The following is a 25,197-nucleotide window of genomic DNA, read 5'->3' as shown; positions in this document are numbered from 1 at the left end:
CAAAAAAGACCCGTTGAGAATACACTCAACAGGTCTCAATTTTAACACAGCAAAATAAGTAAATCAATTCATTAACTAGGCAAAAAAGATTATTTTTTTAAGTTTCACACACACAATCAAAGTCGATAAAAGTAAAGCATCTATTCATGCATTCTTCTAAGAATTTTATAAACTACCTCATCCCCTAAAACCATAGGAGCTGTGTGGGCAAAGAATACGATGCCCTCCGTAGGAGACTTAATTTCTGCCTTTATTTCCCCTTCATGTGGGTCAAGAATTTGTGCTATGACCTCCTCATGAGAGCAGAAATCTCCTGGATTTTTAAGTCTTTTATAAAAGCCTGCAGTCTCAGACTTTACAGCCATTAAATCCTCTTCATTAGTGATACTAGCAATAAAACCGGAATGGTTGTTATATTTTAAGATGCCCATTCTAGTTAAGAATCTAAGCACAGAGGAAACGGCCTGTCTTGCCGAAGCTTCATCAATTAAGTCAGTGCTATTAGTGTATATTGAAAATGCGTTCGTGCCCTGCATTTGCCAATTATAATTTAGAGTTACTGTATCCATAGGCTTTGGCTTTCGAATAATTACATAAGGAAGGCCAAAAAGGTTGGCAAGAGATGCATTTTGATGACCAGTATCCATAAGTCTTACATGGGGAATAAAATCTCCCGGCATGTAAAAGGATGCAAACTGAATGCCATAACTATAACCCTTTACTCTATTAAAAATAGCAGCTGCAATCTGCTTTGTAGTATCCCCAGTTTCATCTCCTGGGAACTGTCTATTTATATCCTGATTATCAATAGCCCAAAATCTCTTCTCGATATTCATGGAAAAGCTGTTAGCACTTGGAATCACAACTATTTCATGATTGTGAGTAATTGCCCCGTGAGCCTCTAAGTACTTTAAAGTCTTAATAAGCTGTGAGCAAATGTAGAGCTGCTGCATTTCATTTCCACGAAGAGCTCCTACAATGGCCGCAGATTTCTCTCCCTGTCCGAAACGATAAGCCTCGATTTTAAAATCTTCACGATATAAGCCTTTTAAGCTAAAAACTGTTTCTTTAACCATTAATTTTCCCTAATCCTTATGATAAATTCTGCAAAGTAGTGCACCCTTATAAACTACCGGATGCTCTCTAATAGTAAATATAATTCCATCCACTGGCGACTCTAAATGCTGTAAAATGCGCCCTTCAATAGGTTCAATAATATCTCCTATATGACTGCCAATAGAAATCTCTCCAAGATTTTCCATATTAGGCACAAAAAGTCCAGATTCTAGAGCACTAATAAAGGTAACCTCACCCTCTTTAGAAACAATAGGCTCCTTAACCGGCTTAGTATCCCCATCCCAGACACCTACTTGCTTAAGTAAGTTTAGTACACCTTCAAAAAGCTGCTTACAGTAGCTCTTACTAATTCTATTACCAACGCCCATCTCAACTACCATAGTTGGAACACCAAGATGATTTAAAGAATAAGAAAGGGTTGCCTCTCTTACTGGAAGGGAAGAATAAACCCAGACAAAGTCAGCATTTAGTGACTTTGCGAAAGGAAGTAGCTTCTCCTCATTATCATCATTTAAACGGACCTGTAACATTTCCTTTACGAATTTATTACTTGAGTGAATATCAAGGCACATGTCAGACCCTATAATGTCATTAACTAGATTTGCAGCTGCATATTCTGCAAAAGCGCCATTGCTCATACCAGGAAACACCCTATTCATGTCTAGGTCAAACATAGGAATTCCGCGGTATCCACTGTCAAGTCCTAAAGGATTAACACATGGGTAAATGTCAATGATACCCTTTAGTTTGTCCTCATGCATTTTAATATGTCTTATTAATTCAAAAATAATATACTGTCCATCAAGCTCATCCCCATGAATTCCAGTAACCAAAGAGAATCTAGGAAGCTTTGATAGCTCCTTTTTGCTAAGCCCTTCAGGCTGTAGACGTCTCTTCTTAATTACAAGCTTTTCATGCACTGGAAGCTCGATAGATACTATGTTCTCAATCATCATTACTCCTTCAGATTTCATTTTTTACATCTATAATAATACTACTTTTAGGCCTTAAAAAAAACCACTAGCATTCTCAACTAGTGGTTTTCTAATTTTCTAAAGTTATTCTTGTAAAATGTTACAAAACACACCTTACTATCAATCATCATCATAATCTATTAACTTAATAGCATTTTGTGATTTCTTTACTAAAATGTGTTCAAAAACGGTAGTTGGAATATAGCTCTTATCATCCATAATAATTCGACAGCCTGGATAACAGTTCTTCTTTATCTTAACCACTGATCTTTCCGACTCTCTAATCATTGCAAAGAGCTCTTTACTTCTCTCCTCTGCCTTTGACTTCTCCGCTTTCTTTACAATCTTAGATTGGAAAATTCTAGTCTCCATATCCTTGTTATATTTATCTGATTCAGCTTCCTTTAAAAGAGCAATCTTTTCAAGAGCCTGATCAAAGGTATCTATAGCTGAATCTATCTCTTTTATTTTCATAATGCATTCCGCATATTCATGCCTAATTTCCTTAGTGGCGCCAACTCTAACAACAGTCTTAGCATTAGTCTCGTGTCCGCATTCCTCCATCTCAACGCCTAAAACTCCTGTGACATCACCACCAATAATTGAGCCTCTGTTACCTGAAACATAGACCTTTCCATAAGCTACGGCTGTGGAATTAAGAATGTAATCTGCCTTTATATCACCCTTACAAAATACCGATGTGTTTTCAAAGAATCTAGCCTGAACGCAGCCATCTGCCACAATCTTACCAATTCCCTTAGTATTACAGCCATCCTTAATTATAATGTCCTTCTTAGACTTAATATTAGCACCCTCAACAAAGCCGCTAATATAAATATTTCCCATAGCATTAATAGTAACACCAGATCTTACCCCACCGGAAATATTAATATCCCCGTCAAAGTCAATATTACCAATACTTAAGTCCACATCTCCGCTAATATCAAAGACGTCACTAATATTTAAATCATAGTTTCTAAATTCAACCTTACCTGTCTTTGCTGCATAGTAATCAAGGCCATCCTCAGAAACTATAAAGCCCTTGCCTCTAATTCTTGGTGCTGGTTTTCCAGGCTTTGGAACCAGTAACTTACCTAAAACATCAAAGCCAAAGTTACCCTTTGTTGGCTCGTGATATTTACATAGCAAATCTCCTTCCTTAACCTTAACAAAAAGAGTGTTGCTAAAGAAATCTATTGATCCATCCTCTCTAATAGTAGGCTTGCTACCGCCATTTCCAGCCATATCTACATCAAAGAAATAGTCATAAAAACCATCTTCACCGGCTTCCACAGGTCTACCAGTTGCAATTATGAAAAATTGTCCAAATTGTTTTTGGCTTACAATTTCAAGTATCTTTTCCTCGTCAATTCCAGTTTTTATACCAACTTCCGCAAGCTTATTTAAAACCTCATCGCGGGTATAATCGCTTTCTTTTGAGTCAGGCTTAGATAATTGAATTGCAGCCTCCATTCTATCGTCTGATAACTGTATTTGAATATCTTTACCATTCTCTACATTTTCAATTGTATCGTCCACCTGCTCACCCCCTTTACATACATACTAAAGGTTATAAGAAAACTAATTTGCATAAATCAAAAGATCCGAGGCATCCTCGCCTCTTTCTAAACGCAATCTAATGGCTTCCATCTGTTTAAAGCTATATCTTGCATCCGCATATAAACTAACGTCCACACCACTAGTAAGTCCAAGTAGTATTTCCTGACTTTGCAAATCATTAAGAGTAGGTTCTTCTTTAGAATCTCCTCGCTCTAATTGTTCTCTTTTTTCCCTCATGGTAACTGCATCATAAAAAGGATCAGCATAAGATGTAACATCTATTCCCGCTTCAAGACCCAGCCTAATTTCCTTCATTTGGCCGGATGAGAACCCTAACTGATTATAAACTTCGATATCGATACCATTTTCAAGGCCTATTCTTAACTGCTCCATTTGCTCGCCAGTGTATTCATGCAACATATATTTCGTCACATCTACGCAAGACTTTATACCTAGTCGCAGTTCATTAAGCTGAAAGGCATCGTAATTGTCCTTTACAAAAAAATCAATATCCAAATCGTCTTTCTTTGCCATTCTAATCTGCCTTAAAACCTCGCCGGAATAGCCAGATTTTGCAAATCTAGAAATGTCATAGCCAATCCTTCTAGCTAAACGAATTTCCCTAATAACTGAATTCGAGTAATGTGGATTACACACATCATCAATATCGATTCCTGCTCTAATCGCCTCTTTTATCTCCTCCATTTGCATGTAGTCAAATTCAGGCGCAGCAAAAGGGCGAACATCCATCCCTTCTTCAAGACCTAGTCTAAGAGATTTCATGCTAGCCGCGTTAAATTCCGGATTGCAATAAATCGATACATCTACTCCATTTTCCAAACCCCTATTAATTTCCATACATTGGAATTCATCAAAACCAAGTGCCATCCACTCATCTCTGTCGGCCTTACGCTTGATGTATTGCCCAATAAGCTTTTCAAATTCTGTATCTTCCATGTGAACTCCTCGCATAAGAATCATTTTCTTGTCTCTATAGATTTTTTCACGCTATAATCTACACTAATAATAACATATTTTATATTTTATCACAATAGAAGATAGTCTAGTTTTTTAACTATTTGATGCCCCAGAAGTCCTTTACAACATTTTCCAAATAATCCTTGTTTATAGGATAAACCTTGTCCCACTCCCTTGGGAAAAGGGCCTCGTACTCAGGGGTTAGGAATCTATCATCAAGAAGTAAGATAACTCCCTCATCATCGGCGGTTCTAATAACCCTGCCTGCTGCCTGCAAGACCTTATTCATGCCAGGATATACATAAGCATAGGAATATCCGTCCTTCTTGTTGTCATTAAAATAGTCCTTAATAATGTCTCTAGACCTGCAAATCATAGGAATTCCCGTACCTACAATGGCGGTTCCAATAAGGCTGTCCTCTTTTAAGTCAATTCCTTCTGAAAATATACCTCCAAGGACGCAAAAGCCTACTAAAGACTTAATGTCACGCTTTAAATTAGCCCTATCAAATTTATCATCCACTTTAAGGCCATCACTTAGTTTCCCGTCTTCTAAGGAGAAAGCAAATGTAACGTTTAAAAGGGAGTCTTCCTTAGAGGTGAAATTTTTTAAAAATTCTTCTCTCTCAATTTCAGACATCTTGCTAGACTGCATAATTACATTAACCTCAGGGTCAAAGGGATTAAGATAGTAATTAGTGTAGAGGTCATAAACCTTTTCCATAAAGGCAAAGGATGGGAAGAAAACCATGTATTTGCCGGGCTTTGCCTTAACCATGCCATCAATATAGCTGCAAATCTTTCGATACTCTGTCTCATTTCTTCTAGAATATCTGCTACTTACATCCCTTGCTACAATTACTCTCTTCTTATCCTTATCAAATGGAGAATTAGCATAAATCGCCTTATCAGACACTTTTCCTGTAATCATTTCCTTGTAATAATTAATTGGAAGTAGGGTTGCAGAAAAGAAAATGGCGCTTTTTACCTGACCTAGTCTAATGCTTATGTTTCCTGAAGGGTCGATGCAAGATAAATTTATTACAAAATTTCCCCTTTCATCCTCCTCCACGTAACGCACATATTTTTCATCTGCAATATCCTCCATAGCTAGGAAATGTCTAATATCAAAGTAAAAATCCAGTAGCTCTGGATAAACCGGCTTGCCCTTTTGGCGCTCTAAATATTTCATAAGAACACCTCCAAGACGCTCTAGGGCCAAACTAAACTTTCCAAAGGAAATTAGCTTTTTAAAGGACTTGGCCTCTTTCTTTAACTCAATAAGTTCCTTGTTACATTTATTAATAGCAGACACAATTTTTTTCTCAGAAGGATCCTTTAGTAGCTTTTTAACCTCTAAGAAGTCCTCTTTAATTAGCCTTGCACTATACATATCTCTAGCCCTATCCACTAAGTTGTGGGCCTCATCCACAAGGATGCAATAATCCCCCTTATTGCCCTCTGCAAAGTATCTCTTAAGGCAAGCATCTGGATCAAAAACGTAGTTATAATCACAAATTATGCCATCACACCAGTAGCTGGCATCTAGTTCCATTTCAAAAGGACAAACTGTCTGCTCTTTAGCATATTGTAAAACCACGTCTCTAGTTATGGTTTTCTCATGAGTAATCATGTCATAAACCGCTTCATTAACTCTGTCATAATGCCCCTTAGCATAAGGACAAACCTGAGGATTACATTCACACTCATCAAGTGGACAAATCTTTTCCTTAGCAGTTAAGGTAATCGCCCTAAAGGAAAGGCCCTTATCTCTTAATATCTCAAAGGTATCCTCTGCTACCGTTCTAGTTATAGTCTTAGAAGTGAGATAAAAAATCTTATCGATATAGTCTCGCCCCATAGCCTGAACGGAAGGATAAACTGTAGAAATAGTCTTACCAACACCTGTCGGTGCCTGAATATACATATGCTCTTTACTTGTTATAGTTCTATAGACACTAGAAATTATGGCCTTTTGACCCTGGCGGTATTCAAAAGGGAAAGACAAATTTCTAATAGATTCATTTCGTCTTGCTCTTTCATCTAAAAGGAAGTCGGTCCATTTTTTAAAATCTAATAAAAGCTTATTAAACCAGCTAGAAAGGTCCTCGTAGGTATATTCCTCCACGAATTTTTTTGTAAATTCTGTCTCTGGATTGCAGTAAGTCATCTGAACTGTTATAGAATCTAGTTCATTTTTTGTAGCATAAATATAGGCATAGACCATGGCCTGTGCCTTATGAACATAAACGGGTTCCTTTAGTTTTGTAATGCCTGACTGCATAGTCTTAATTTCATCCACAGTAACAGGACCAAGGGGAGTTTTATTGCCCTCCTCATCCTCTACAATATCAGCAATAATGCCGTCTGCTCTTCCCTCAATCTGAATGACATAAGGATTCCCAAAATTTGTCACCTGATTAAACTCCATCTTAAGAGGGACTTCTGCGTGATATGCAGAACCTGCGGCATGCTGAATTTTCCTGTGAATTCTAGCCCCTTCCTGCATGGCATGAACGTCTGATATTCCTGTACTTCGCTTGTCTATATCTCCACTGGTGCACAAAAATTCCACCAGATTTCTTACTGAAATTCTAAGAACATTTTTTACAATAACATACATAGTAATTTCCAATCTTCTAAGTCAAATTTACATATACTAACATACTAGTTTTAGACCATTATAGCACATAATCATATTGTTAAATTTCTATATTTGTTATAAAATTAGTATAGAAAATGTAAACAAAGCTGAATATTCTTCGGAGGTCTTTTATGACAACATTTAGTCTATGTTTAATCGTGAAAAATGAAGAAAAATGCCTTAGAGAATGTCTTGATTCCTACAAGCCTGCCTTTGATGAAATTGTTGTGGTAGACACAGGTTCCACAGACGCTACAAAGGAAATCGCTCTAGAATATACCGATAAGATCTATGATTTTAAGTGGGTCAACGACTTTAGCGCCGCTAGAAATTTTGCCTTTTCAAAATGTAGTTGCGACTACATCTTTAGCGCAGATGCGGATGAGGTCCTAACCCCTGAAAATCTTGAGATGCTTCTAAAGCTTAAGGAAGTTATGATGCCAGAAATCGAGATGGTCACCTTCCTTTATGTCAACGACTCAAAATACAACACCAGCTATAACTTTAAAACTGAGCGCAGGGCAAAGCTTTATAAGCGCATTCGACAGTTTACTTGGATTTCACCAATCCATGAGACGGTGCGCCTTGATCCTGTAATTTTTGATAGTGACATAAGCATTAGTCATAGGCCTATATCTAATCATTCCAAAAGGGATTTTGACATTTACTATAAATCCCTAGATTCCGGGGTTACCTTCCTTGACTATGCCCTTTGCATGTTTATTAAGGAGCTATTTATTTCCGGGGACCGTCAGGATTTTCTAAAGGCTCATCCTTATTTGGAGAAAATGTCACGCTCTAACTACTATAAAGAGGATACTCTAAAGTACATCCGCGTGGCACTAATACATGCCTATAGGCTAGAAAATGATTTTGATAATTTCTTCAAGCTAGTATCCTTAGAGCTTTGCGACAACCCAAGTGCAGAGACCTGTCTTGAGCTTGGCTACTACTATGAGGATAATCTAGATTACGAGCAGGCTATTCTTTGGTTTATAAATGCTGCCAATGAAACTGCAAGCATTATTGATATCCATGCCTGCACCGATACCCCACGCTACTCTCTTTCAAGATGCTATAAAAAGTTAGCCCTTGAAGCAGAAGAAGATGGGGATGATGAAATGGCTAGCAAATATAATGACATTGCTAAGGAATACGAGGAACAGGCCGATAATGTGAAATTACCTGAGGTGGATGACTAATATTGGTAAATTTTTTACAAAAAAATAAGCTACTCTTATTTGATATGTACCCAGAATCCTGGACACATATCACAATAAGAGTAGCTTTTTTATATTTAATTGCTTTTGTAATTTTGTTTTGTTTATTTTTTAGGAAATGCTAAATTCTACTGTCTTAGAATCCTTATCCCAGCCATATGGCATATTTATTGTAACTTCTGTCTTTCCCTTAATTCCTGTGGTCTTTAGGTAAGTTCCACCCATACCACCAAGAATCTTTACGCTTTCAGGTCCAATTATTTCAAGACCTTCTCCCTTAATAGTTATTGGAAGATTGTCGTTAAAGAACACTGTCTGATTGCCATGCTCATCCTTAACAATCACTCTAATTTCAGCCACATCATAAGTTTCGTCATCCACTAATTCTGTGCTTGAAACATCTAGTTCAAGGTGAAGCTTTGTAGCTGTAGATTTTGTCCTTGATATTACAAGCTCACCATTCTTATAACCATCAAATCTAAACTTAGTAGACTCTCCACCCCAGTTGCCAACGTACTTCTGATAGAGTTCGTAAAGCTTAGCATAATTTAGATGATAAATTGTAATTAGCTTTATTCCCTCAAGATAAATCTCCTTTGGCATGTGATTCATACCAAATCTTGCCACATAATTAAAGCATTTCTTTAAGCTGTCACTTTGCTTTTTAGATAAATTTTCTCCAGTAATGAAAGCATCACCAATGTAGTCATCTACAAGGATTGGGCCATTTTTCAAATTCTTATATTCTGAATCCTTGTGAGTGTATTCCTTAATAAAAATGTCGTTTTTATACATTTTTACACTGTCACAGTTTGTGAAAATGTAGGTGTTACCTCTCATGCCTGCTGGATGTTCACCAATATCAAAAGAGGAACTTATCTCAAGCACAGGATTTACACCCTGCACTGAAGCATAGACGTAAGCTGCCATCTTTGGATTTCTAAACATATCTAAAACTCCGTGATAGCAGATTCTATCGCCACTTCCAAAGTCCTTATGAGTATTATAATCAAACATACACCAGCCAATTGCTCCGGCAATATCTTCATTTTTATAAAAATCATTCAAAACCTTAGCGTGTCTAAGGGCATGGTCTAATCTATGCTCCTCGCAGTCATAAGACTTTGTTGGAAACATGTGGCCGTTAAACTCACTAATCAAGTAGGCCTTTGACATGTCAGAAGTCACCTTCTTCTTGGCATCCACACCATCGTTTGTGCCATCGTGGAGGAAGTCGTTATAAGTGTAAACATCCTCAAGGAAAGAACTCTTCTTTAAATATCTAACACCTGCAGTAGCTCTTGTAGAATCCAGCTCCCTTGCTAGCTTGTTAGTCTTTGTATAAAGCTCGTCATCATCCACGGATTCATTAATTCGTACACCCCAAAGAATGATGGAAGTATAATTTCGATACTGAAGCACCATGTTTCTTACATTTTCCACAGCCTGAGCCTTCCAGTCTTCATCTCCAATGTGCTGCCAGCCTGGAATCTCAGTAAATACAAGAAGTCCTAGCTCGTCACATTGCTCAATAAAGGCCTTTGACTGAGGATAGTGAGAGGTACGAACTGTGTTAACTCCTAGCTCTTTTCTTAAAATCTTGGCATCAAGTCTTTGCATGCTATCTGGCATGGCATAACCCACGTATGGGTAGCTTTGATGTCTGTTAAGGCCTCTAATTCTTAACTTTCTGCCATTAAGATAAAAACCTGTATCTCTAAATTCTGCCTTCTTAAAGCCAATCTTATACTCTTTAAAATCGCGCACATAGTCCTTATCAAGAAGACTAACTCTAACCTTATAAAGCTTAGGATTTGTCACATCCCAGACATTGATATTGTCTAGTTCAAGAGATTCCTTTAGGCATGCACCTTCATTTTTGGCATCCATAAGGAAAGAGCTATCAAGTGTTTCTAAAAGGCTCATGTCCTTTTTATTCAAAAGTATCTCCCCATCAAAAATCTCATATCTAAGAATTGTGCTATGTAAAAAAGAGACATCATTTGTCTTACTTGTATTCTTAATAACTGTCTCAAAACCTAGTCTTGCCTTGGCTTTGCTTGCCTTAAACTTTTCTTGTTGTTTAAGAGCTTCCGTTAAAAATTCAATCTCACCTACAATCTCTGGCTTTAAATAAACATCCTCAATAAAGAGCTTGTCTGTCACTTCAAGATAGACCTCTCTATAAATTCCGCCGTAAGTCATGTAGTCAATAACATAGCCAAAAGGCGGGATGTTTAAGTTCTCCCTTGAATCTAGTTTTACAACTAAGATATTGTCCTTCTCGTAATCAAGATAATCTGTTATGTCATAGGAAAATGCAGTGTAGCCGCAATTGTTCTCACCGATTAATTTACCATTTAAATAGACGCTTGCTCTATGTCCTGCCCCAGCAAAATTAAGGCTAACTCTTCTATCCTTCCATTCCTTCTTAGCACTAAAAACCTTACGATAGCCACTAAGCATCTGATATACATTCTCATCAAAATAATTAAATGGAGTCTCACACACAGTATGAGGAATTCTTACTGTTTCAAGTTCTAGACTACAGTCTCTATCTAAAAGCTCATCCTTGTAATTTGTGGTGAATTGCCAGTCATTATTTAATGGAATTTTCTTCTTTAAATTCTCAAAATTCATATAACCCTCCATACGACCTATAAGATCCTTTTTCTACAAAGTAAATATTTGCTAACCCTGTCCCTAAGCTGATTATAGTTGATTTTCAACAAAAAAGAAACTGCTTTTATAAAAACAGTTTCCTTTTATTTTTTTATAAAATTAATTCAGTATTTATGCGGCTTTGATGGAAACTTTTTTTATTTTTCATCTTTGTCGATTTCTGTTAATTCGATTTCTTCAGTAGGTTCTGTAGGCTCGGCCACTTCAGTATGTTCGTCTACATCGATAAGCTCTACTGTTTCATAGTCATTCTTAGCTTCTTCTTCAGGACTCATCTCTGCATCAGTGTCTGAGTCTGCATTTTCTAAATCAACATCACCGTAATCCTCATCTTCCTCAGATTCGTCTTTATTAGCACCAAGCTTTGATAATCTCACGCTTTGAATACTAATGATAATGATTGCTGCAAGTAGCACCACTGCTAGGCAAAAGAGTGATAGATAAAAATACCACTTATAAGCCTTTGAAACCATGCCCTTAGCCTCTGCCTTTGAAACATCCGCTGCATCGCTTGCCACAAAGGAGTTTACATCATAGAGTTGAATTGTGCCGTCGGAAATTAAGTATTTATAAAAGCCCTCAACTCCATTAGAATCTATTCCGTAAAATACAAAGAATGTTCTATCTGCGTCTGTGTAGCACTCCACCTCGTTTCCTTCAATCTGACCTGTTGTTAGCTCAAGGCCTGTTAAACTAATACCTGCCTTTGATAAAGGTAAGATGCAGTAGTTGAAGTTTGGCTGACTTACTGTGTTATAGGGATAAAAATCCCCGCTATCTTTATCGTATATGAAGAAACCGCTTGTGGCGGTTCCGTCAACATTTTCCAAATACATAATTACAAGGCCAGTGCTCTCCTGCTTTCCTGCAAGTAAGTTAAGCCCTTCATAATCTGTACAGACAAACTCTGTGAAACCCTCTGGTAATGGGTGCTCCTCAAAGCTATTTAGCACCTTATATCTTATGCCATCAATTGACACTTCCGTTTCAACAATTTCCTCGGTCTCTGATTCTGACTGGCTTTCCGCCTCAGTTGTGCTTTCATTTTCCGTTGTATCCCCTCTTGTAGTTGCAATTGTGTAAGTCTTTGTGTCACCGTTTTGCGCTGTAACTACTACATAAGTCTTATTAGCGCCCATGTCTAGGTTTGCGTATTTTACTGAAACTGTGGCATTAGAATCATTTGCAACAGCATTAACAACTAAATTCTCCACATCTGCATCAACGCTTGTGGTGTAATAAGTTGTTGAGGATGAAAATGCAGGCGAAAGCACGCCAGGGCTTATCTTTAAAGATTTTAGTGTGTTATCTGATGAATAATTAGCTGCGGCCTTTCCTGTAACACTGCCCTTTGAGCTTGAAACTGTCATATCCTCTTCGTTGCCATCAATAAGTCTTGTATTTCCAGTAACTGACACGCTTGAAGTTCCAACTCCCACAATCTTAAAGGTGAAGTTAAAGCTCTTGCTTGTGAAAGTGTCTGTATTAACTAAGCCTAGAGTTCCAGCGCCGCTAGTATCTGCGGAGCCTGAAACATATTGCAAAATGTTTGTGTCGTAGGAAAGATAGAGCTGTGTGGCATAAACCTCAGAACTTGCGCTGATGGTCAATGTCACAGTTACGCTCTCCCCTACTGTGGCTGAGGCTGAACTAATGGATATATTGGCAGTTTGCGCCGCCTTAATATCCTTTAAATTCTGCCCAGCAAATATACTTACAAAGACAAGTAAAAAAGCAATTATTGTGCTTAATAATCTAGTATATCCTTCTCTCTTTCTCATTTTATTCTCCCCTCTTTTTTAAGCCCTCTAGTTTTGCATTATGCAGAAGCTACTCTACGATATACTTGCTACCAGTAATGTGTTTCTTAATAGCAACAATATCTAATATATCTGAGCTTCCATTTCTATTAGCATCTGCAGCCTCTAAATACTCGCTATCTAAACTAATGCTGCCTACTATGTACTTCTTAAGCCTTACTATATCAAGCAAATCAACAACTCCATCACCGTTAATATCTCCATAAATTACAACGCTAAGTGAAGTCTTGATATTTCCGTTGTTATCGTAAATGTTTAATTTGTCCCCAGTGGCAACTCTACCCGTCTTCTCGTTGCCATTTTTATCACAAATTTTTCCATAACCGCCGGTTATAGATACATTTTCTAACACACTTCCAACATCAGAGCCAATGCCTATTCCCGATACTCGACTATTATTTATGGATAGGCTCGTATTATAACTTGTGTCCCCGATGCTTCCTGAGCTTTGACTAGATTCTCTTACAATCTTTATGTAATAAGACCTTACACTTCCGTTTTGAGCCCTTACATTTATTGTAAAATTGTTTTCTCCTTCAGATAGACTAACTGTGCCTGTTCCACTTACTGCTGCTCCTGAATCTATGGCCTGTGCACTAATATCAACGCTTGCTACGTTGTTTGGCACGATTACAGAATAGCTTGTAGTGTCCTTATTAAAGCTTGGTGTTAGGCTCTGACCTGAAACTGAAAGGGAGCTTAACTTGTTATTTACGCTACCGCTACCAACTGGACAATCACAGATTGACTCAGGCATATTTTCATAAACAGGAATCTCAAAAACTAGGCTAGTATTCTGCTTCATAGTCTCTGTATATGCCTTGCTAGCAGTTACTGCTTCAGACCTAGCTCCAAGAATATTAGTCATATACTGATGATAGAAATTAACGACATCAAATTTTTCATAGTAAATAGTATCCTGTCCCTTATTGATATAATTTTTACCAAGTAAAATGGCCCCACCAACAATTGACTTCATTCTTGAATTCCAAGGTCTAAGACTTGCCGATTCTGATCTGTTTGCGTAAATAAGTCCGTTTACTACAGCACTTGCGCTACTTGTCTTATAAGCGCCTTGATTATAGTAATTGTATAGTCCACCATATCCACTAACTGTTCCTGAAATACTTGAACCAGTTCCTTGTGTTCCCTGTTCCTGAAGTATTCTAGAAGCTAGATGATATGGGCTTACACCTGATCTTCTTGCCGCTAAAAATAGGGCGTCATTATAATTATAGGAAACTCCTTCAAAGGATAAATCATGACTTGAATTTTCCATGAAGGTTCCTGATATAATGCTTGATAAACCTGACGAGGTTTGTAAAACTGAATTGTATGATAATTTCTCAAACATGAAAATGTAACTACTTGTTAAGAAATTTCTAGGATCTAGGGCATATGCCACAAGGTCAGGTGAGGCCTGAACCCATCCGCCACTATCAAGTTCCACATATGTACCAGTATTCCAGTCATAACAACCTTCTGCCGTTGACTTCCAAGAACTTGCTGCTGAAGAATAAATCAAACTTCTTCCCTTTACATTTTCATTGGCAAGAAGTGTATTCCAATCAACACCTGTCTTGTCTGCAATAAATACCCAATTAGGATATTTTGCATGTAATTGTCTTAATGCGGATTTGTAACTTTCTGGAAATCCTTGACGTGTTAGATAATCTTCGAAACTTTCATCAGTAGTTTGAGTAGAATTCTCTACATAGGAATCGATTGTTACATACTCTGCAGCAATATATCCATATGTGTATGAATTATTGATATTCATAGCAACATATAACCATTCATAGTTGCTTGAATCTGACTCTGTTCCATAAATATCCATAGTTTTACCACCATTGACTTTAGTAATAACATTGCTTGTATTACTAGTATCCATAGATGATCTAAACCTTAGATTTGTTACTCCATCGGTAACATGGCCATAGGCAATAACAGAATTTGCACCATAGGCTCTTGTTCTTGCGTTTGCTACATCAAAAAAAGTAAGACAAGATAATAGCACACATGACAAATAAATAGTAGCCATCACCAATCCTACTAACGATTTAGCTTGAAAACTCTTCTTCTCCATATTCTCCACCTACGTATCTTTCTAATGTCCCCTAACTATACGTGTTAAGCTTGTTTTCGCTTAATATTAAATTATTCGCATATATTCTAAATTCATAATAACATAAGATTTTTGAAATGAAAAGGGGGAGTTCGAGAAATTGGGGGATTTAGGTTGCGAACGGGCGGGTATGGTGTGCCTTTTTCTTGAGATTTCCGGGATTATAGGCACTGCCGCTTGGGGAGAAATTGTGGGATGTGCCTTTTTCTCGAGATTTCTGGGATTATGGGCACTGCCGGTTGGGGAGAAATTGGGGGATGTGCCTACTTGCTTAAGATTTCCGGGATTATGGGCACTGCCGCTTGTGTAAAAATGGGGGGATGTGCCTACTTGCTTATTATTAACGTAAATAAGGCACAGGCCTTGCGGGGTATAGCTAGCTTGTTTTAAGCGTTTTGTGGCTGTAGAACCGAGATTTCAACGATTAAGGCACAAGCTATTGTTAGATAAGTTGGGAATAATAGTAAAGCGGACATTCGGAATCCGCTTCGCTACTTCCTCATGAACGCAGTGGCACTTTGTGCCACCTGTCAGAAGGGGCTTTAACCCCTTCTGACACTAGTAAGCTTTATACCCCCGCTTAAAGCTTACGCTTTTGAAGCGGGGGATTGCTTACACTGCGTTCAAGATATTTACGCACTGTGACTTTTTCTCAACCGGCTAGGAATTTAGGCACAAGAAAATTTCTTGTGATAAAACTATCCGGAAGATTTTGTGGCCGTAATGGGTAAAATTAGCAAGTTAGGTCAATTTCCACTAATTTTAACCCGATTTGAAGGTGTGAATTTCCCGAGGATTTTAAAGCTTCAGTGACTTTATTTAGGGGATTGTAAGATTTCAGGCACAAATCACCTTACTCTAAACAACAAAAAGAGTGCGGCTTCGCCGCACTCTTTCACGTTTATTTAACTCATATATAATTAGCAAGCTTCTCTTCTATTCTAAATTCTTAATACTTACTTGCATACTCTTTCATAAACTTTTCAATATCCCCTAAACGACCTTCAATTCTTTTAGGAGCTAAGACTTGTTTGCTAGGCTTTTCAAGTTTGAAAGCTGCTAGTTCTTTGCATTCCTTAACTAGTTCTCTTGCAATTTCTTTAGCAAAGATGAAGGAACCTAATCTATTACTATGAGTCTTATCTACCTTTAAGAAGTTTCCTTCTTCTCGGTATTTATCGTATTCTTCTGGCCAGTGGGCCGCTCTTCCATAGATACTTTCGCCAATTGTCTGATTATCGTTACCCACAATACTAGAAAGATAACTTGCATCTTCTTCTCCAAGCATTTCAAAAAGCTCGCGGGAGAAGTTGAAAAGTTCAACTATAGGCACATTTTCCTCAGAAGCAATCTGTCTAGTGGCTCTAATGAAAGTGAAATCGCCGAATTTATCGCTGCCACCGTGATGGCCAGGCTTTGACTCAATCTTTCCATCCTTAAAATACTGTCTTGCGGGAGCTGTGACAATCACAGGAATCGCGCCCTTTTCGCGAATCTTGTCGATGTAGAACTTGTAGTAACCCTTATATGTCGCACCGCAAGCGTATGGATAATATTTGTCATTGTAGTTTGATAAGATTTCCTTGTATTTTGCGAGGTTTGCCTCAATGTCAGCTTCTGACATTCCCGAGTTTTTAAGAAGACCCTCATACTCCGCAGGCAAATTCTCTGTGGAAACCATCATGTCATCTGTTGGCACAAGCGTTGGATAAATGCCCTTTTCATCAGGGATTCCAAGAGCTGTCATACGATCCACATAAGTGTTTACGTCCTTGCTGTTATCGTCGTTGTGGCAAAACTCCAAGAGACAATAATCCCCTTTTTGTATTTTGTCATATGCAGGTCCCATTCCATATGGGAAAATGTTTTCATTAAACAAACCGTTATCAATAAAACGACCTTCGTTTAGAAAACTTCGTGTACTTCTGCCACCCTCTGCATAATCTAAAACTCTGACTTCCTTTGAATCAAAGAAGCTCTCAAGATGGTCACCCCAACCACCAATAAAATTATCTGTGTCATTGCCGTAGGCCTTAACTAAAGAATCCCCTAAAAGATGTATTGTAATCAATTTTTCTTTCTCCTTTTGCTAGTTAAATTTCTTAAATGCAAACTAGCTTAATTATATTACTAAGGCAACATCAGTTAAATAGAGAAATTCAAATTTCCTTCCTAATTGTGGCTTGTGCCTACTTGCTTAAGATTTCTGGGATTATGGGCACTGCCGGTTGTGGAGAGATTGGGGGATGTGCCTACTTGCTTAAGATTTTCGGGATTATAGGCACTTCCGGTTGTGGAGAAATTGGGGGATGTGCCTACTTGCTTATTATTAACGCATATAAGGCACAAGCCTTGCGGGGTATATCTAGCTTGTTTTAAGCGTTTTGTGGCTGTAGAACCGAGATTTCAACGATTAAGGCACAGGTTATTGTTAGATAAGTTAGGAATAATATTCAATACATTTACGCACTGTGGCTTTTTCTCAACCGGCTAGGAATTTAGGCACAAGAAAATTTCTTGTGATAAAACTATCCGGAAGATTTTGTGGCCGTAATGGGAGAAATTAGCAAGTTAGGTCAATTTCCACTAATTTTAAACCAATTTGGAGGTGTGAATTTCCCGAGGATTTTAAAGCTTCAGTGACTTTATTTAGGGGATTGTATGATTACAGGCACAAAACCCCCTGAAAAGCCCCCGAAAGATTGGTGGGAAACCAAACAACTTACTTTAATTTGTAGCGACAGCAAAAAGTACTGTGAATACCCCGCCCCAGCTAGCGTCCCAGTTAGCGATCTAGCTAGCACCCCAGCTAGCGCCCCATCTAGCGCCCCGCCACTTTGCGCCCCAAAAGCAAGAAAAAAGAAGGCTTTCGCCTTCTTTTCCTATTTATTCGTAACCTTATACATCAGCTTTAAAAGCCCTTTCATGTGGTGGTTACTGAAGGTCTTTAAAAAGACCTTTCTTTTATTTAGATTTTCAACGGAATTGATTATTGCAATGAAATAATCATCATCGATTATTTCTTCCATGAGTTTGTCTCTGCTTGCATTATCAATGTCCTTTTTATTCACAAGCTGTTTTAAAAACGAAGCGGTTTGGTCGATAAACATGTTGTCATAGTGGGCAATGACCTCTGCATTGTCCTTGTAGTGCTTGGCATAGTTTATGCCAGCCATGTGAATCTTCTTTACCGATTCGTAGTTGTTCTCATGAAATCTAGTTAGGGCTGTTCCTGAAGCCTGAATCATATAATGATAGTATGGCTTTGGATTTACCATAAGGTAATTCGCTCTATCGAGAGCCTTTATGTTAAAGAGGATGTCCTCATATATAGATAAATTTTCATCAAAATTAATCTTATTCCAGATGAGGAAATTCCTGTTATAAAGCTTATTCCATGGTGAGTTTAAGACCTCGTTTTGCATTAAATCGGTAAAGGCATTATTAAAGAATTCATGTCCATTTCCTTCAAAAGCCGATTTAATATTGGTCTCTTTTATTCTATTCTCAGATAGGATGTGATACCAGAAACCAAAGTAGAGAATGTCCACGTCCTTGTCGCCAATGAGGGCCATGTTGTCTGCAATGGTTGTTGCTTCAATATCATCATCCACATCATAAAAATAAATATAGTCACCCTTGGCCATCTTTATGCCAAGATTTCTTGTAGAACTCACTCCCGAATTGTCTTTAGTGATCACATTGATGTTTGGATATTTCGCACAATATCCCTTTAAAAGCTCTAAACTATTGTCACTACTTCCATCATTAATCATTATAATTTCTAGATTCTTATAAGTTTGATTAAGAAGGTTAGTTACGCATTTATCTATGTAGCTAGCGCCATTGTAAATTGGTACAACTACGCTTACTAGTCTATTATTCTCGCTCATTATTCTCTCCTAGCCACACATTAAATCAAAGTCTAACTCACAAGACTTGGCACCAAGCTAATTATTCTTACCAAATTCTGATAATTTAAGTCCTTCATTACGCTCAAGCACCATGTTAACAGACCAGCTGTTAGCAAATACAAGTAATGGGTTGCCCTTTAAATCCTTAATCTTCTTCATATCTGATGTTCCAACTAAGCGGTCAACATTAACCTCTTCTGGATTCTCGATCCATCTAATATATTCGTAAGGTAGAGTCTCAAGCTTGATATCTACGTTATATTCATTCTTAAGTCTGTATTCAAGAACTTCAAACTGAAGTACACCAACTACACCAACGATGATTTCTTCCATACCAGTGTTGTATTCCTGGAAAATCTGGATAGCACCTTCCTGGGCAATCTGGTTGATACCCTTAATGAACTGCTTTCTCTTCATTGTATCCATCTGTCTTACTCTAGCAAAATGTTCTGGAGCAAATGTAGGAATACCGTCATATTCAAACTTCTTGCTTGACTTACAAATTGTATCACCAATTGAGAAAATACCTGGATCAAATACACCAATAATATCACCAGCATAAGCCTCTTCAACAATATGACGCTCTGAAGCCATCATCTGAGTTGACTGAGAAAGACGAATCTTCTTGCCACCCTGCACGTGGTTAGCTTCCATACCAGCCTCGTACTTACCAGAACAAATTCTCATAAAGGCAATTCTATCTCTGTGGGCCTTGTTCATATTTGCCTGAATCTTAAAGACAAATGCTGAGAAGTCCTCTTCTACAGGGTCGATGTCGCCTTCTGAAGAATGTCTTGCAAGTGGAGTTGTTGTCATATCAAGGAAGTGCTCAAGGAATGTCTGAACACCAAAGTTTGTAAGGGCTGAACCAAAGAATACTGGAGTTAAGTTACCAGCCTGAACTTCCTTTAAGTTAAATTCAGCACTTGCGCCATCAAGTAATTCAACGTCTTCCTGTAATTTCTCCATGAAGTTATCACCGATTTCACCAAGAAGTGCTGGATCATCAATTGATAAAACTTCAGTTTCAACTTCCTTCTGACCATTCATGGCAGCCTTGAATAGAGATACATTTTTCTCATTACGATCATAAACGCCTCTAAATTCCTTACCGCAACCGATTGGCCAGTTGATTGGACAAGTAGAAATGCCAAGTACATTCTCAATGTCATCTAATAATTCATATGGATCCTTAGCTTCTCTATCCATCTTGTTAATAAATGTAAAGATTGGGATGTGTCTCATTACACAAACCTTAAAAAGCTTGATTGTCTGCTTTTCAACACCCTTTGAGGCATCAATAACCATGACTGCAGAATCTGCTGCCATAAGTGTACGATATGTATCCTCAGAGAAATCCTCATGTCCAGGAGTATCAAGGATATTAACGCAGAAACCATCATAGTTAAACTGTAAAACAGATGATGTAACTGAAATACCTCTCTCCTTCTCGATTTCCATCCAGTCAGAAACCGCATGCTTAGCAGTCTTCTTACCCTTTACTGAACCTGCAAGATTAATAGCTCCTCCGTAAAGCAAGAACTTCTCTGTAAGAGTTGTCTTACCAGCATCGGGATGGGAGATAATCGCAAAGGTTCTTCTTTTATTGATTTCTTCAATTAACTTCTTATCAGCCATTGTAATTTCCTTTCATAAATAAAGCCTGCAACTTTGATTGCAGGCTTATAAAATCTATCAAGTAAGATTGATTCTATTAGTTATTGTTTAATCCAAACTTGTATGAAACTTCAGACTTATCATCAATCTTTCTAAAAACATTAACTACAGCGTTAAGTGCAGGAACGAAATCCTCAATCTTCTCAACTTCAACTGTAGCGATCTTACCTTCGTCAGATAATTCAACAGACTTGCATTCGCTAGCTGTTTCCTTAATTCTATCTTCTACTTCTTTAATCTGCTCTTCTGTCTTAAGGAGCTTAGAACTCTTAATTTTAATTGCATATGTTCTCTTCATATTCACTAATCCTCCAAACTAATTAAAGTTTACTTGATTCTATGATTATTAGCTATCTCGCATAGCTCTTTCTACATAAACTTCTAATAATCGCGTATATTATTATATATCAGCAACAGTGAATATTCAAGAAAATATTTTCCTACAATCAATCCTAGTTTACTAGTTTTTAAGCTCTTTTCTAACAAAGATAGCAAGCATTAAAGCTATGGCAATTCCCATTATTATCATTATGAAAATGTGTCCGAAATCGCTAGTTTGCGGAGTGTTATAAGTCACCTCATTAGTAGTTGTGCTTGGTGTAAGGTCCTCATTTGCTGCAATCTCTTGTCTTTGCTCATAGACAAAAGCCATGGTACAGAATTTACTAGTAGAGATTGTGTATGTATTTTCATTATCATCCATGTCCTTAAGCTCGAAGGTCTCTATGGTCCCGTCCTCTAAAGTATGACTTGCAACCAAACTGAAGCTCTTCGCCTTCTTCATTAGACTTTCTGGTATTGAAAATGTAAAGCTAACGGGAGAATCAAGCTCTGTCACCAAAATCTTATTCTCATAATCATCATCAAAAATCTTATATAGACTTACCTTAAAATAATGGGCTTTATTGCTAGTTGAAAGCAAGGCCTCAATGGCCTGTCCACCCTTAGTTAAGCGATTAGTCTCAGTATCTGAAATGTCAATTTCAAGAGCAATAGTTAGCTTTGTGCCCTCCAAAACACTGGTAAGCTCTGAATCTGTAAGAGCGTATTTTATAAGGCTGGCACTGTCGGTATTAAGAGTTAGGTTGTAGCTTTCAAGGTTAGATGTACTTGTAGAGCTAGATGTGCTTGTAGAGCTAGAACTTGCAGAACTTGCGCTCGCATCTGAACTTGCGCTCTCATTTGAGTTTGTGCTCGCATCTGCTGTTTGGCTGCTCACATTTAAGGATAGGGAGATATCTCCCGTCTCTAATTTGGAGTTGATATACTGACTTACATTTTCATCATTAGTAATATCAAGCGCTGCAACCACCACTTTAGTTACATTACCAAGCTTTACTGTGATGGTGAAATCTCCCTTTAAAGGCGCCACGATGTCATCCTCAAGGGTGAAGTCTGTGGTCTCAGTTGTCACGTTATTTATCGTATAGGAAACCGTCAAATCCTTTGGAAGAATAGCCCTAACCTCAAGACTTGTTGAGATTCCATTTTTAAATTCCACATTTATCTGGCTGCTGTTTGTAATGCCGCTGTAATCATTGGTCTTTGCAAATGTATCACTAAGACAAAACTGCACAGCAAAAGAAAGCATTAATACTAGTCCTATCAATGCTTTGAAAACGCTAATTTGATTTTTATAAGTACGCTTATTCATAAGAAAGCCCCCTAAAAAATTCTCACATCAGCTCTTAATCTCTTTAATTTTTCACATCCTTTATCTAATTTAATTTTATGTTATTTTTAGTATATTGTCAATTTTATTCTATTATTTAATGTATATATAAACTTAACACTAATTGGCTAAATAAAAGAGGCGCCAATGAGATTACTCTCAAAAGCTCCTCTACTTATCTTTTTCTTCTTATCTTTTTTTCTTATCTTTTTCTTCTAGTCTTTGATTTAGAATCTCTAGCTTTATCGTTCTTTTTTCTAGCTGAGTTTTCTTTAAAGCCATCATGCTTTGATACATTTTTATGAGAATTCTTATCGTGGCTATTATGCTTTGTGCCGCCACTCTTAGAGTTTGATGATTTAGATGAAGCCAAAGCTGCTTTCTTTCCTGCATCAGTCTTCTTATCTCCACGCTTACCCATCTTATAAGTGTAAGTCATCTTTCTTGGTGGAATTAAGCATTCTTCGCCAAAGCCAATAAGGTCTTCTCTACCAGCTTCTTTTAATGCTTCCTTTACTAAGTCGTAATTCTCAGGTTTCCAGTACTGAATAAGTGCTCTTTGCATAGCCTTCTTATGAGGGTTGTGCTCAACAAATACAGGTAATAATGTAAATGGATCTAGTCCTGTGTAATACATTGTTGTTGAAACTGTACCTGGTGTTGGATAGAAATCCTGTACCTGCTCTGGAGAAATGTGATTCTTCTTTAGATACTGAGCAAGCATTATGGCATCTTCTAACTTTGAGCCTGGGTGTGAGGACATAAGGTAAGGCACAATAAACTGATTAAGGTGTAAATCCTCATTAACCTTCTCAAATTCCTTTACAAATTCATTATAAATCTCAACTCCCGGCTTACCCATCTTGGATAAGACATTATTAGAGATATGCTCTGGAGCTACTCTTAACTGTCCACTAACGTGATACTGGCAAAGTTCCTTTAAGAAATCCTTATTCTTATCAGCAACTACATAGTCAAATCTAAAGCCTGAACGCACAAAAACCTTCTTAACTCCCTGTAATTTACGAAGCTTACGAAGAAGCTTTAAGTAATCAGAATGATCCACATTTAAATTAATACATGGCTTTGGATAAAGACAACGCTTACCCACACAAGCACCCTTAGTCATCTGCTTTGAACAAGCTGGTGCTCTAAACTCTGCTGTTGGACCACCTACATCATGAATGTATCCCTTAAAATCAGGGTCTTCTATCATCTGCTTAGCTTCAGTAATAATAGATTCATGACTTCTTGCCTGAACAATTCTACCTTCATGCATTGTTAAAGCACAGAAATTACATTCACCATAACAACCTCTATTAGAAGTTAGAGAGAACTTAATTTCCTGAAGGGCAGGAATTCCGCCTGCTGCCTCATAACTTGGATGATAGGCTCTCATATATGGCAATTTGTAAACGTCATCCATTTCAAGTTCAGTAAGGGGAAGTGCTGGTGGATTTTGTACTACAAAGGTCTTTCCGCCGTAACACTCATACATAGTTTTTGCTTGGAAGGGATCTGTATTCTTATATTGAATAGCAAAGCTCTTAGCATATGCTAATTTATCAGCTTCGATAGTCTCAAAATCCGGAAGTCTAATAGCATCATAAATACTATCTTCATCTCTTGTCTTATAAACTGTACCCTTTATAAAAGTGACATCCTTTACATCAAGCCCTGAATTTAGGGCATCTGCAATTTCAACAATGGAATGCTCCCCCATTCCGTAACTGATAATATCAGCGCCTGACTCTAGTAAAATGGAACGTCTTACGGAATCTGACCAATAATCATAATGACCCATTCTTCTAAGAGAAGCTTCTAGACCACCGATAATGATTGCATTTTTCTTATAAGTCTGACGAATCAGATTACAATACACAGTTACGGCTCTATCTGGTCTCTTACCCATAACGCCGCCTGGTGTGAAGGCATCTGTTCCTCTGTGCTTCTTAGCTACTGTGTAATGGTTAACCAAAGAATCCATATTTCCTGATGAAACAAGGAAACCTAGTCTTGGTTCGCCAAATACATCTATAGATTTAGGATCCTTCCAATCCGGCTGAGCAATAAAGCCAATCTTATAACCGTTAGCTTCAAGTACTCTTGTAATAATAGATGCACCAAAAGAAGGATGGTCAACGTAGGCATCGCCACAAACGTAAACGAAATCCACCTGATCCCAGCCTCTATCTAGCATCTCCTGTTTTGTAATTGGTAAAAATCCTGTATTCATAAAATTCCTCTTTAATCTTCTTAATTTGCAGATGTTTATCTTAATCTAATTATAGGGTATTTGCAAGCTAGTGTGAAAACTATACTAATCAAATTCATTAATTTGCATATTTTCCCCATTCACCACAAACAATTTATCGCCCCATGATATTTCATATTCATCAACTTTAATAGAATTACAATCTAAATCAATATGTTTATTATTCATAACTAATATGTCAAATACGCTTATAAATCTCATGTCTTCATACTGTGCTTCACTATTATAAAAGAACTTATGCAACATTCTCCAATGGAATTTTCTAAACATAGTTTTCCCTTTATAAACTCTAATTTCAGGTATGACTACAGGTTCTTTCGCTCTTGGTGCCAATTTATCCATATCATAAAAAGCATTAATTAATTCGTCACAAATATAAGAAGCCTCAAACGGATCACTATATACCTTTTCTATATAAGATTCTCCATTATTTTTTTCCAACTCCCATTTATTTATATCTATATTATATTTCAGTTCATATAAATAAATTTTATATTTCATATTTTCCATACTATCACCTCTTATAAACATACAAATTAACAAGGTTCTCAAACAGCTCATGTATCGTTTTTGATTCAG

Annotated in this window: 16 protein-coding genes; 1 reads left to right on the top strand and 15 read right to left on the bottom strand. The window is 37.4% G+C overall.

Translation table 11 applies throughout. From position 1 onward, the window contains the following. Window positions 1–140 precede the first annotated feature (140 nt). The 5 genes from BLQ66_RS03000 to BLQ66_RS02980 all read right to left on the bottom strand — a co-directional run bounded on the left by BLQ66_RS03000 (window position 141) and on the right by BLQ66_RS02980 (window position 7,212). The gene (locus BLQ66_RS03000) at window positions 141–1,076 is read right to left on the bottom strand and encodes a M14 family metallopeptidase (RefSeq protein WP_074520860.1); all 936 of its coding nucleotides are present in this window, start codon (window positions 1,074–1,076) and stop codon (window positions 141–143) included. Between the two features lie 9 nt (window positions 1,077–1,085). Then, a complete protein-coding gene (locus tag BLQ66_RS02995) occupies window positions 1,086–2,051 on the bottom strand; it encodes a M14 family metallopeptidase (RefSeq protein WP_330361961.1) in 966 nt (321 codons plus the stop codon). A gap of 120 nt (window positions 2,052–2,171) precedes the next feature. Beyond that, on the bottom strand, window positions 2,172–3,590 hold the full coding sequence (locus BLQ66_RS02990; protein ID WP_074520859.1) for a DUF342 domain-containing protein: 1,419 nt from the start codon (window positions 3,588–3,590) through the stop codon (window positions 2,172–2,174). Between the two features lie 42 nt (window positions 3,591–3,632). Next, window positions 3,633–4,568: a hypothetical protein gene (locus tag BLQ66_RS02985; RefSeq protein WP_074520858.1), complete on the bottom strand. Its 936-nt coding sequence runs from the start codon at window positions 4,566–4,568 to the stop codon at window positions 3,633–3,635. A gap of 118 nt (window positions 4,569–4,686) precedes the next feature. Next, window positions 4,687–7,212, bottom strand: coding sequence for an ATP-dependent DNA helicase (locus BLQ66_RS02980; protein WP_074520857.1), 2,526 nt, complete (start codon window positions 7,210–7,212; stop codon window positions 4,687–4,689). 152 nt (window positions 7,213–7,364) lie between these two features. Between BLQ66_RS02980 and BLQ66_RS02975 the strand changes: the two genes are divergently transcribed. Beyond that, the gene (locus tag BLQ66_RS02975; RefSeq protein ID WP_074520856.1) at window positions 7,365–8,435 is read left to right on the top strand and encodes a glycosyltransferase family 2 protein; all 1,071 of its coding nucleotides are present in this window, start codon (window positions 7,365–7,367) and stop codon (window positions 8,433–8,435) included. A 129-nt stretch (window positions 8,436–8,564) separates the two neighbouring features. On the opposite strand, the gene BLQ66_RS02970 is transcribed toward BLQ66_RS02975, so the two are convergent. The 10 genes from BLQ66_RS02970 to BLQ66_RS02920 all read right to left on the bottom strand — a co-directional run bounded on the left by BLQ66_RS02970 (window position 8,565) and on the right by BLQ66_RS02920 (window position 25,128). Continuing rightward, on the bottom strand, window positions 8,565–11,093 hold the full coding sequence (locus BLQ66_RS02970) for a glycoside hydrolase family 2 protein (RefSeq protein WP_074520855.1): 2,529 nt from the start codon (window positions 11,091–11,093) through the stop codon (window positions 8,565–8,567). A gap of 179 nt (window positions 11,094–11,272) precedes the next feature. After that, window positions 11,273–12,916, bottom strand: coding sequence for a cadherin-like beta sandwich domain-containing protein (locus BLQ66_RS02965; protein ID WP_074520854.1), 1,644 nt, complete (start codon window positions 12,914–12,916; stop codon window positions 11,273–11,275). Between the two features lie 49 nt (window positions 12,917–12,965). Continuing rightward, entirely contained in the window at window positions 12,966–15,041 is a 2,076-nt protein-coding gene (locus BLQ66_RS02960) for a dockerin type I domain-containing protein (RefSeq protein ID WP_074520853.1), read from the bottom strand. 988 nt (window positions 15,042–16,029) lie between these two features. After that, entirely contained in the window at window positions 16,030–17,151 is a 1,122-nt protein-coding gene (locus BLQ66_RS02950) for an SGNH/GDSL hydrolase family protein (protein WP_074520851.1), read from the bottom strand. Window positions 17,152–17,962: 811 nt separating this feature from the next. After that, on the bottom strand, window positions 17,963–18,973 hold the full coding sequence (locus BLQ66_RS02945) for a glycosyltransferase (RefSeq protein WP_074520850.1): 1,011 nt from the start codon (window positions 18,971–18,973) through the stop codon (window positions 17,963–17,965). 57 nt (window positions 18,974–19,030) lie between these two features. Further along, a complete protein-coding gene (locus BLQ66_RS02940; RefSeq protein ID WP_074520849.1) occupies window positions 19,031–20,632 on the bottom strand; it encodes a peptide chain release factor 3 in 1,602 nt (533 codons plus the stop codon). A gap of 76 nt (window positions 20,633–20,708) precedes the next feature. After that, window positions 20,709–20,969 carry a hypothetical protein gene (locus BLQ66_RS02935; protein WP_074520848.1) on the bottom strand — a complete coding sequence of 87 codons (261 nt, stop codon included), beginning with the start codon at window positions 20,967–20,969 and terminating at the stop codon, window positions 20,709–20,711. Window positions 20,970–21,131: 162 nt separating this feature from the next. Beyond that, window positions 21,132–22,325, bottom strand: coding sequence for a hypothetical protein (locus BLQ66_RS02930; RefSeq protein WP_074520847.1), 1,194 nt, complete (start codon window positions 22,323–22,325; stop codon window positions 21,132–21,134). A gap of 220 nt (window positions 22,326–22,545) precedes the next feature. After that, window positions 22,546–24,579, bottom strand: a complete 2,034-nt coding sequence (locus BLQ66_RS02925; RefSeq protein ID WP_074520846.1) for a YgiQ family radical SAM protein — start codon at window positions 24,577–24,579, stop codon at window positions 22,546–22,548. 84 nt (window positions 24,580–24,663) lie between these two features. Next, the gene (locus BLQ66_RS02920; RefSeq protein ID WP_074520845.1) at window positions 24,664–25,128 is read right to left on the bottom strand and encodes a hypothetical protein; all 465 of its coding nucleotides are present in this window, start codon (window positions 25,126–25,128) and stop codon (window positions 24,664–24,666) included. Between the last annotated feature and the right edge of the window lie 69 nt (window positions 25,129–25,197).

Origin of the sequence: Lachnospira pectinoschiza (assembly GCF_900103815.1) — a bacterium.
In the GTDB taxonomy this organism is placed as follows: domain Bacteria; phylum Bacillota; class Clostridia; order Lachnospirales; family Lachnospiraceae; genus Lachnospira; species Lachnospira pectinoschiza_B.
The sequence above is the reverse complement of the archived record's forward strand: the minus strand, read 5'-3'. Positions and strand labels throughout refer to the sequence as shown.

Excerpts from the sequence above, each read along its gene's own strand:
- BLQ66_RS02925 (WP_074520846.1), bottom strand. The coding sequence starts at position 24,579 with ATGAATACAGGATTTTTACCAATTACAAAACAGGAGATGCTAGATAGA.
- BLQ66_RS02960 (WP_074520853.1), bottom strand. The coding sequence starts at position 15,041 with ATGGAGAAGAAGAGTTTTCAAGCTAAATCGTTAGTAGGATTGGTGATG.
- BLQ66_RS02965 (WP_074520854.1), bottom strand. The coding sequence starts at position 12,916 with ATGAGAAAGAGAGAAGGATATACTAGATTATTAAGCACAATAATTGCT.
- BLQ66_RS02975 (WP_074520856.1), top strand. The coding sequence starts at position 7,365 with ATGACAACATTTAGTCTATGTTTAATCGTGAAAAATGAAGAAAAATGC.
- BLQ66_RS02945 (WP_074520850.1), bottom strand. The coding sequence starts at position 18,973 with ATGAGCGAGAATAATAGACTAGTAAGCGTAGTTGTACCAATTTACAAT.
- BLQ66_RS02920 (WP_074520845.1), bottom strand. The coding sequence starts at position 25,128 with ATGGAAAATATGAAATATAAAATTTATTTATATGAACTGAAATATAAT.
- BLQ66_RS02995 (WP_330361961.1), bottom strand. The coding sequence starts at position 2,051 with ATGAAATCTGAAGGAGTAATGATGATTGAGAACATAGTATCTATCGAG.
- BLQ66_RS03000 (WP_074520860.1), bottom strand. The coding sequence starts at position 1,076 with ATGGTTAAAGAAACAGTTTTTAGCTTAAAAGGCTTATATCGTGAAGAT.
- BLQ66_RS02935 (WP_074520848.1), bottom strand. The coding sequence starts at position 20,969 with ATGAAGAGAACATATGCAATTAAAATTAAGAGTTCTAAGCTCCTTAAG.
- BLQ66_RS02940 (WP_074520849.1), bottom strand. The coding sequence starts at position 20,632 with ATGGCTGATAAGAAGTTAATTGAAGAAATCAATAAAAGAAGAACCTTT.
- BLQ66_RS02985 (WP_074520858.1), bottom strand. The coding sequence starts at position 4,568 with ATGGAAGATACAGAATTTGAAAAGCTTATTGGGCAATACATCAAGCGT.
- BLQ66_RS02970 (WP_074520855.1), bottom strand. The coding sequence starts at position 11,093 with ATGAATTTTGAGAATTTAAAGAAGAAAATTCCATTAAATAATGACTGG.
- BLQ66_RS02980 (WP_074520857.1), bottom strand. The coding sequence starts at position 7,212 with ATGTATGTTATTGTAAAAAATGTTCTTAGAATTTCAGTAAGAAATCTG.
- BLQ66_RS02930 (WP_074520847.1), bottom strand. The coding sequence starts at position 22,325 with ATGAATAAGCGTACTTATAAAAATCAAATTAGCGTTTTCAAAGCATTG.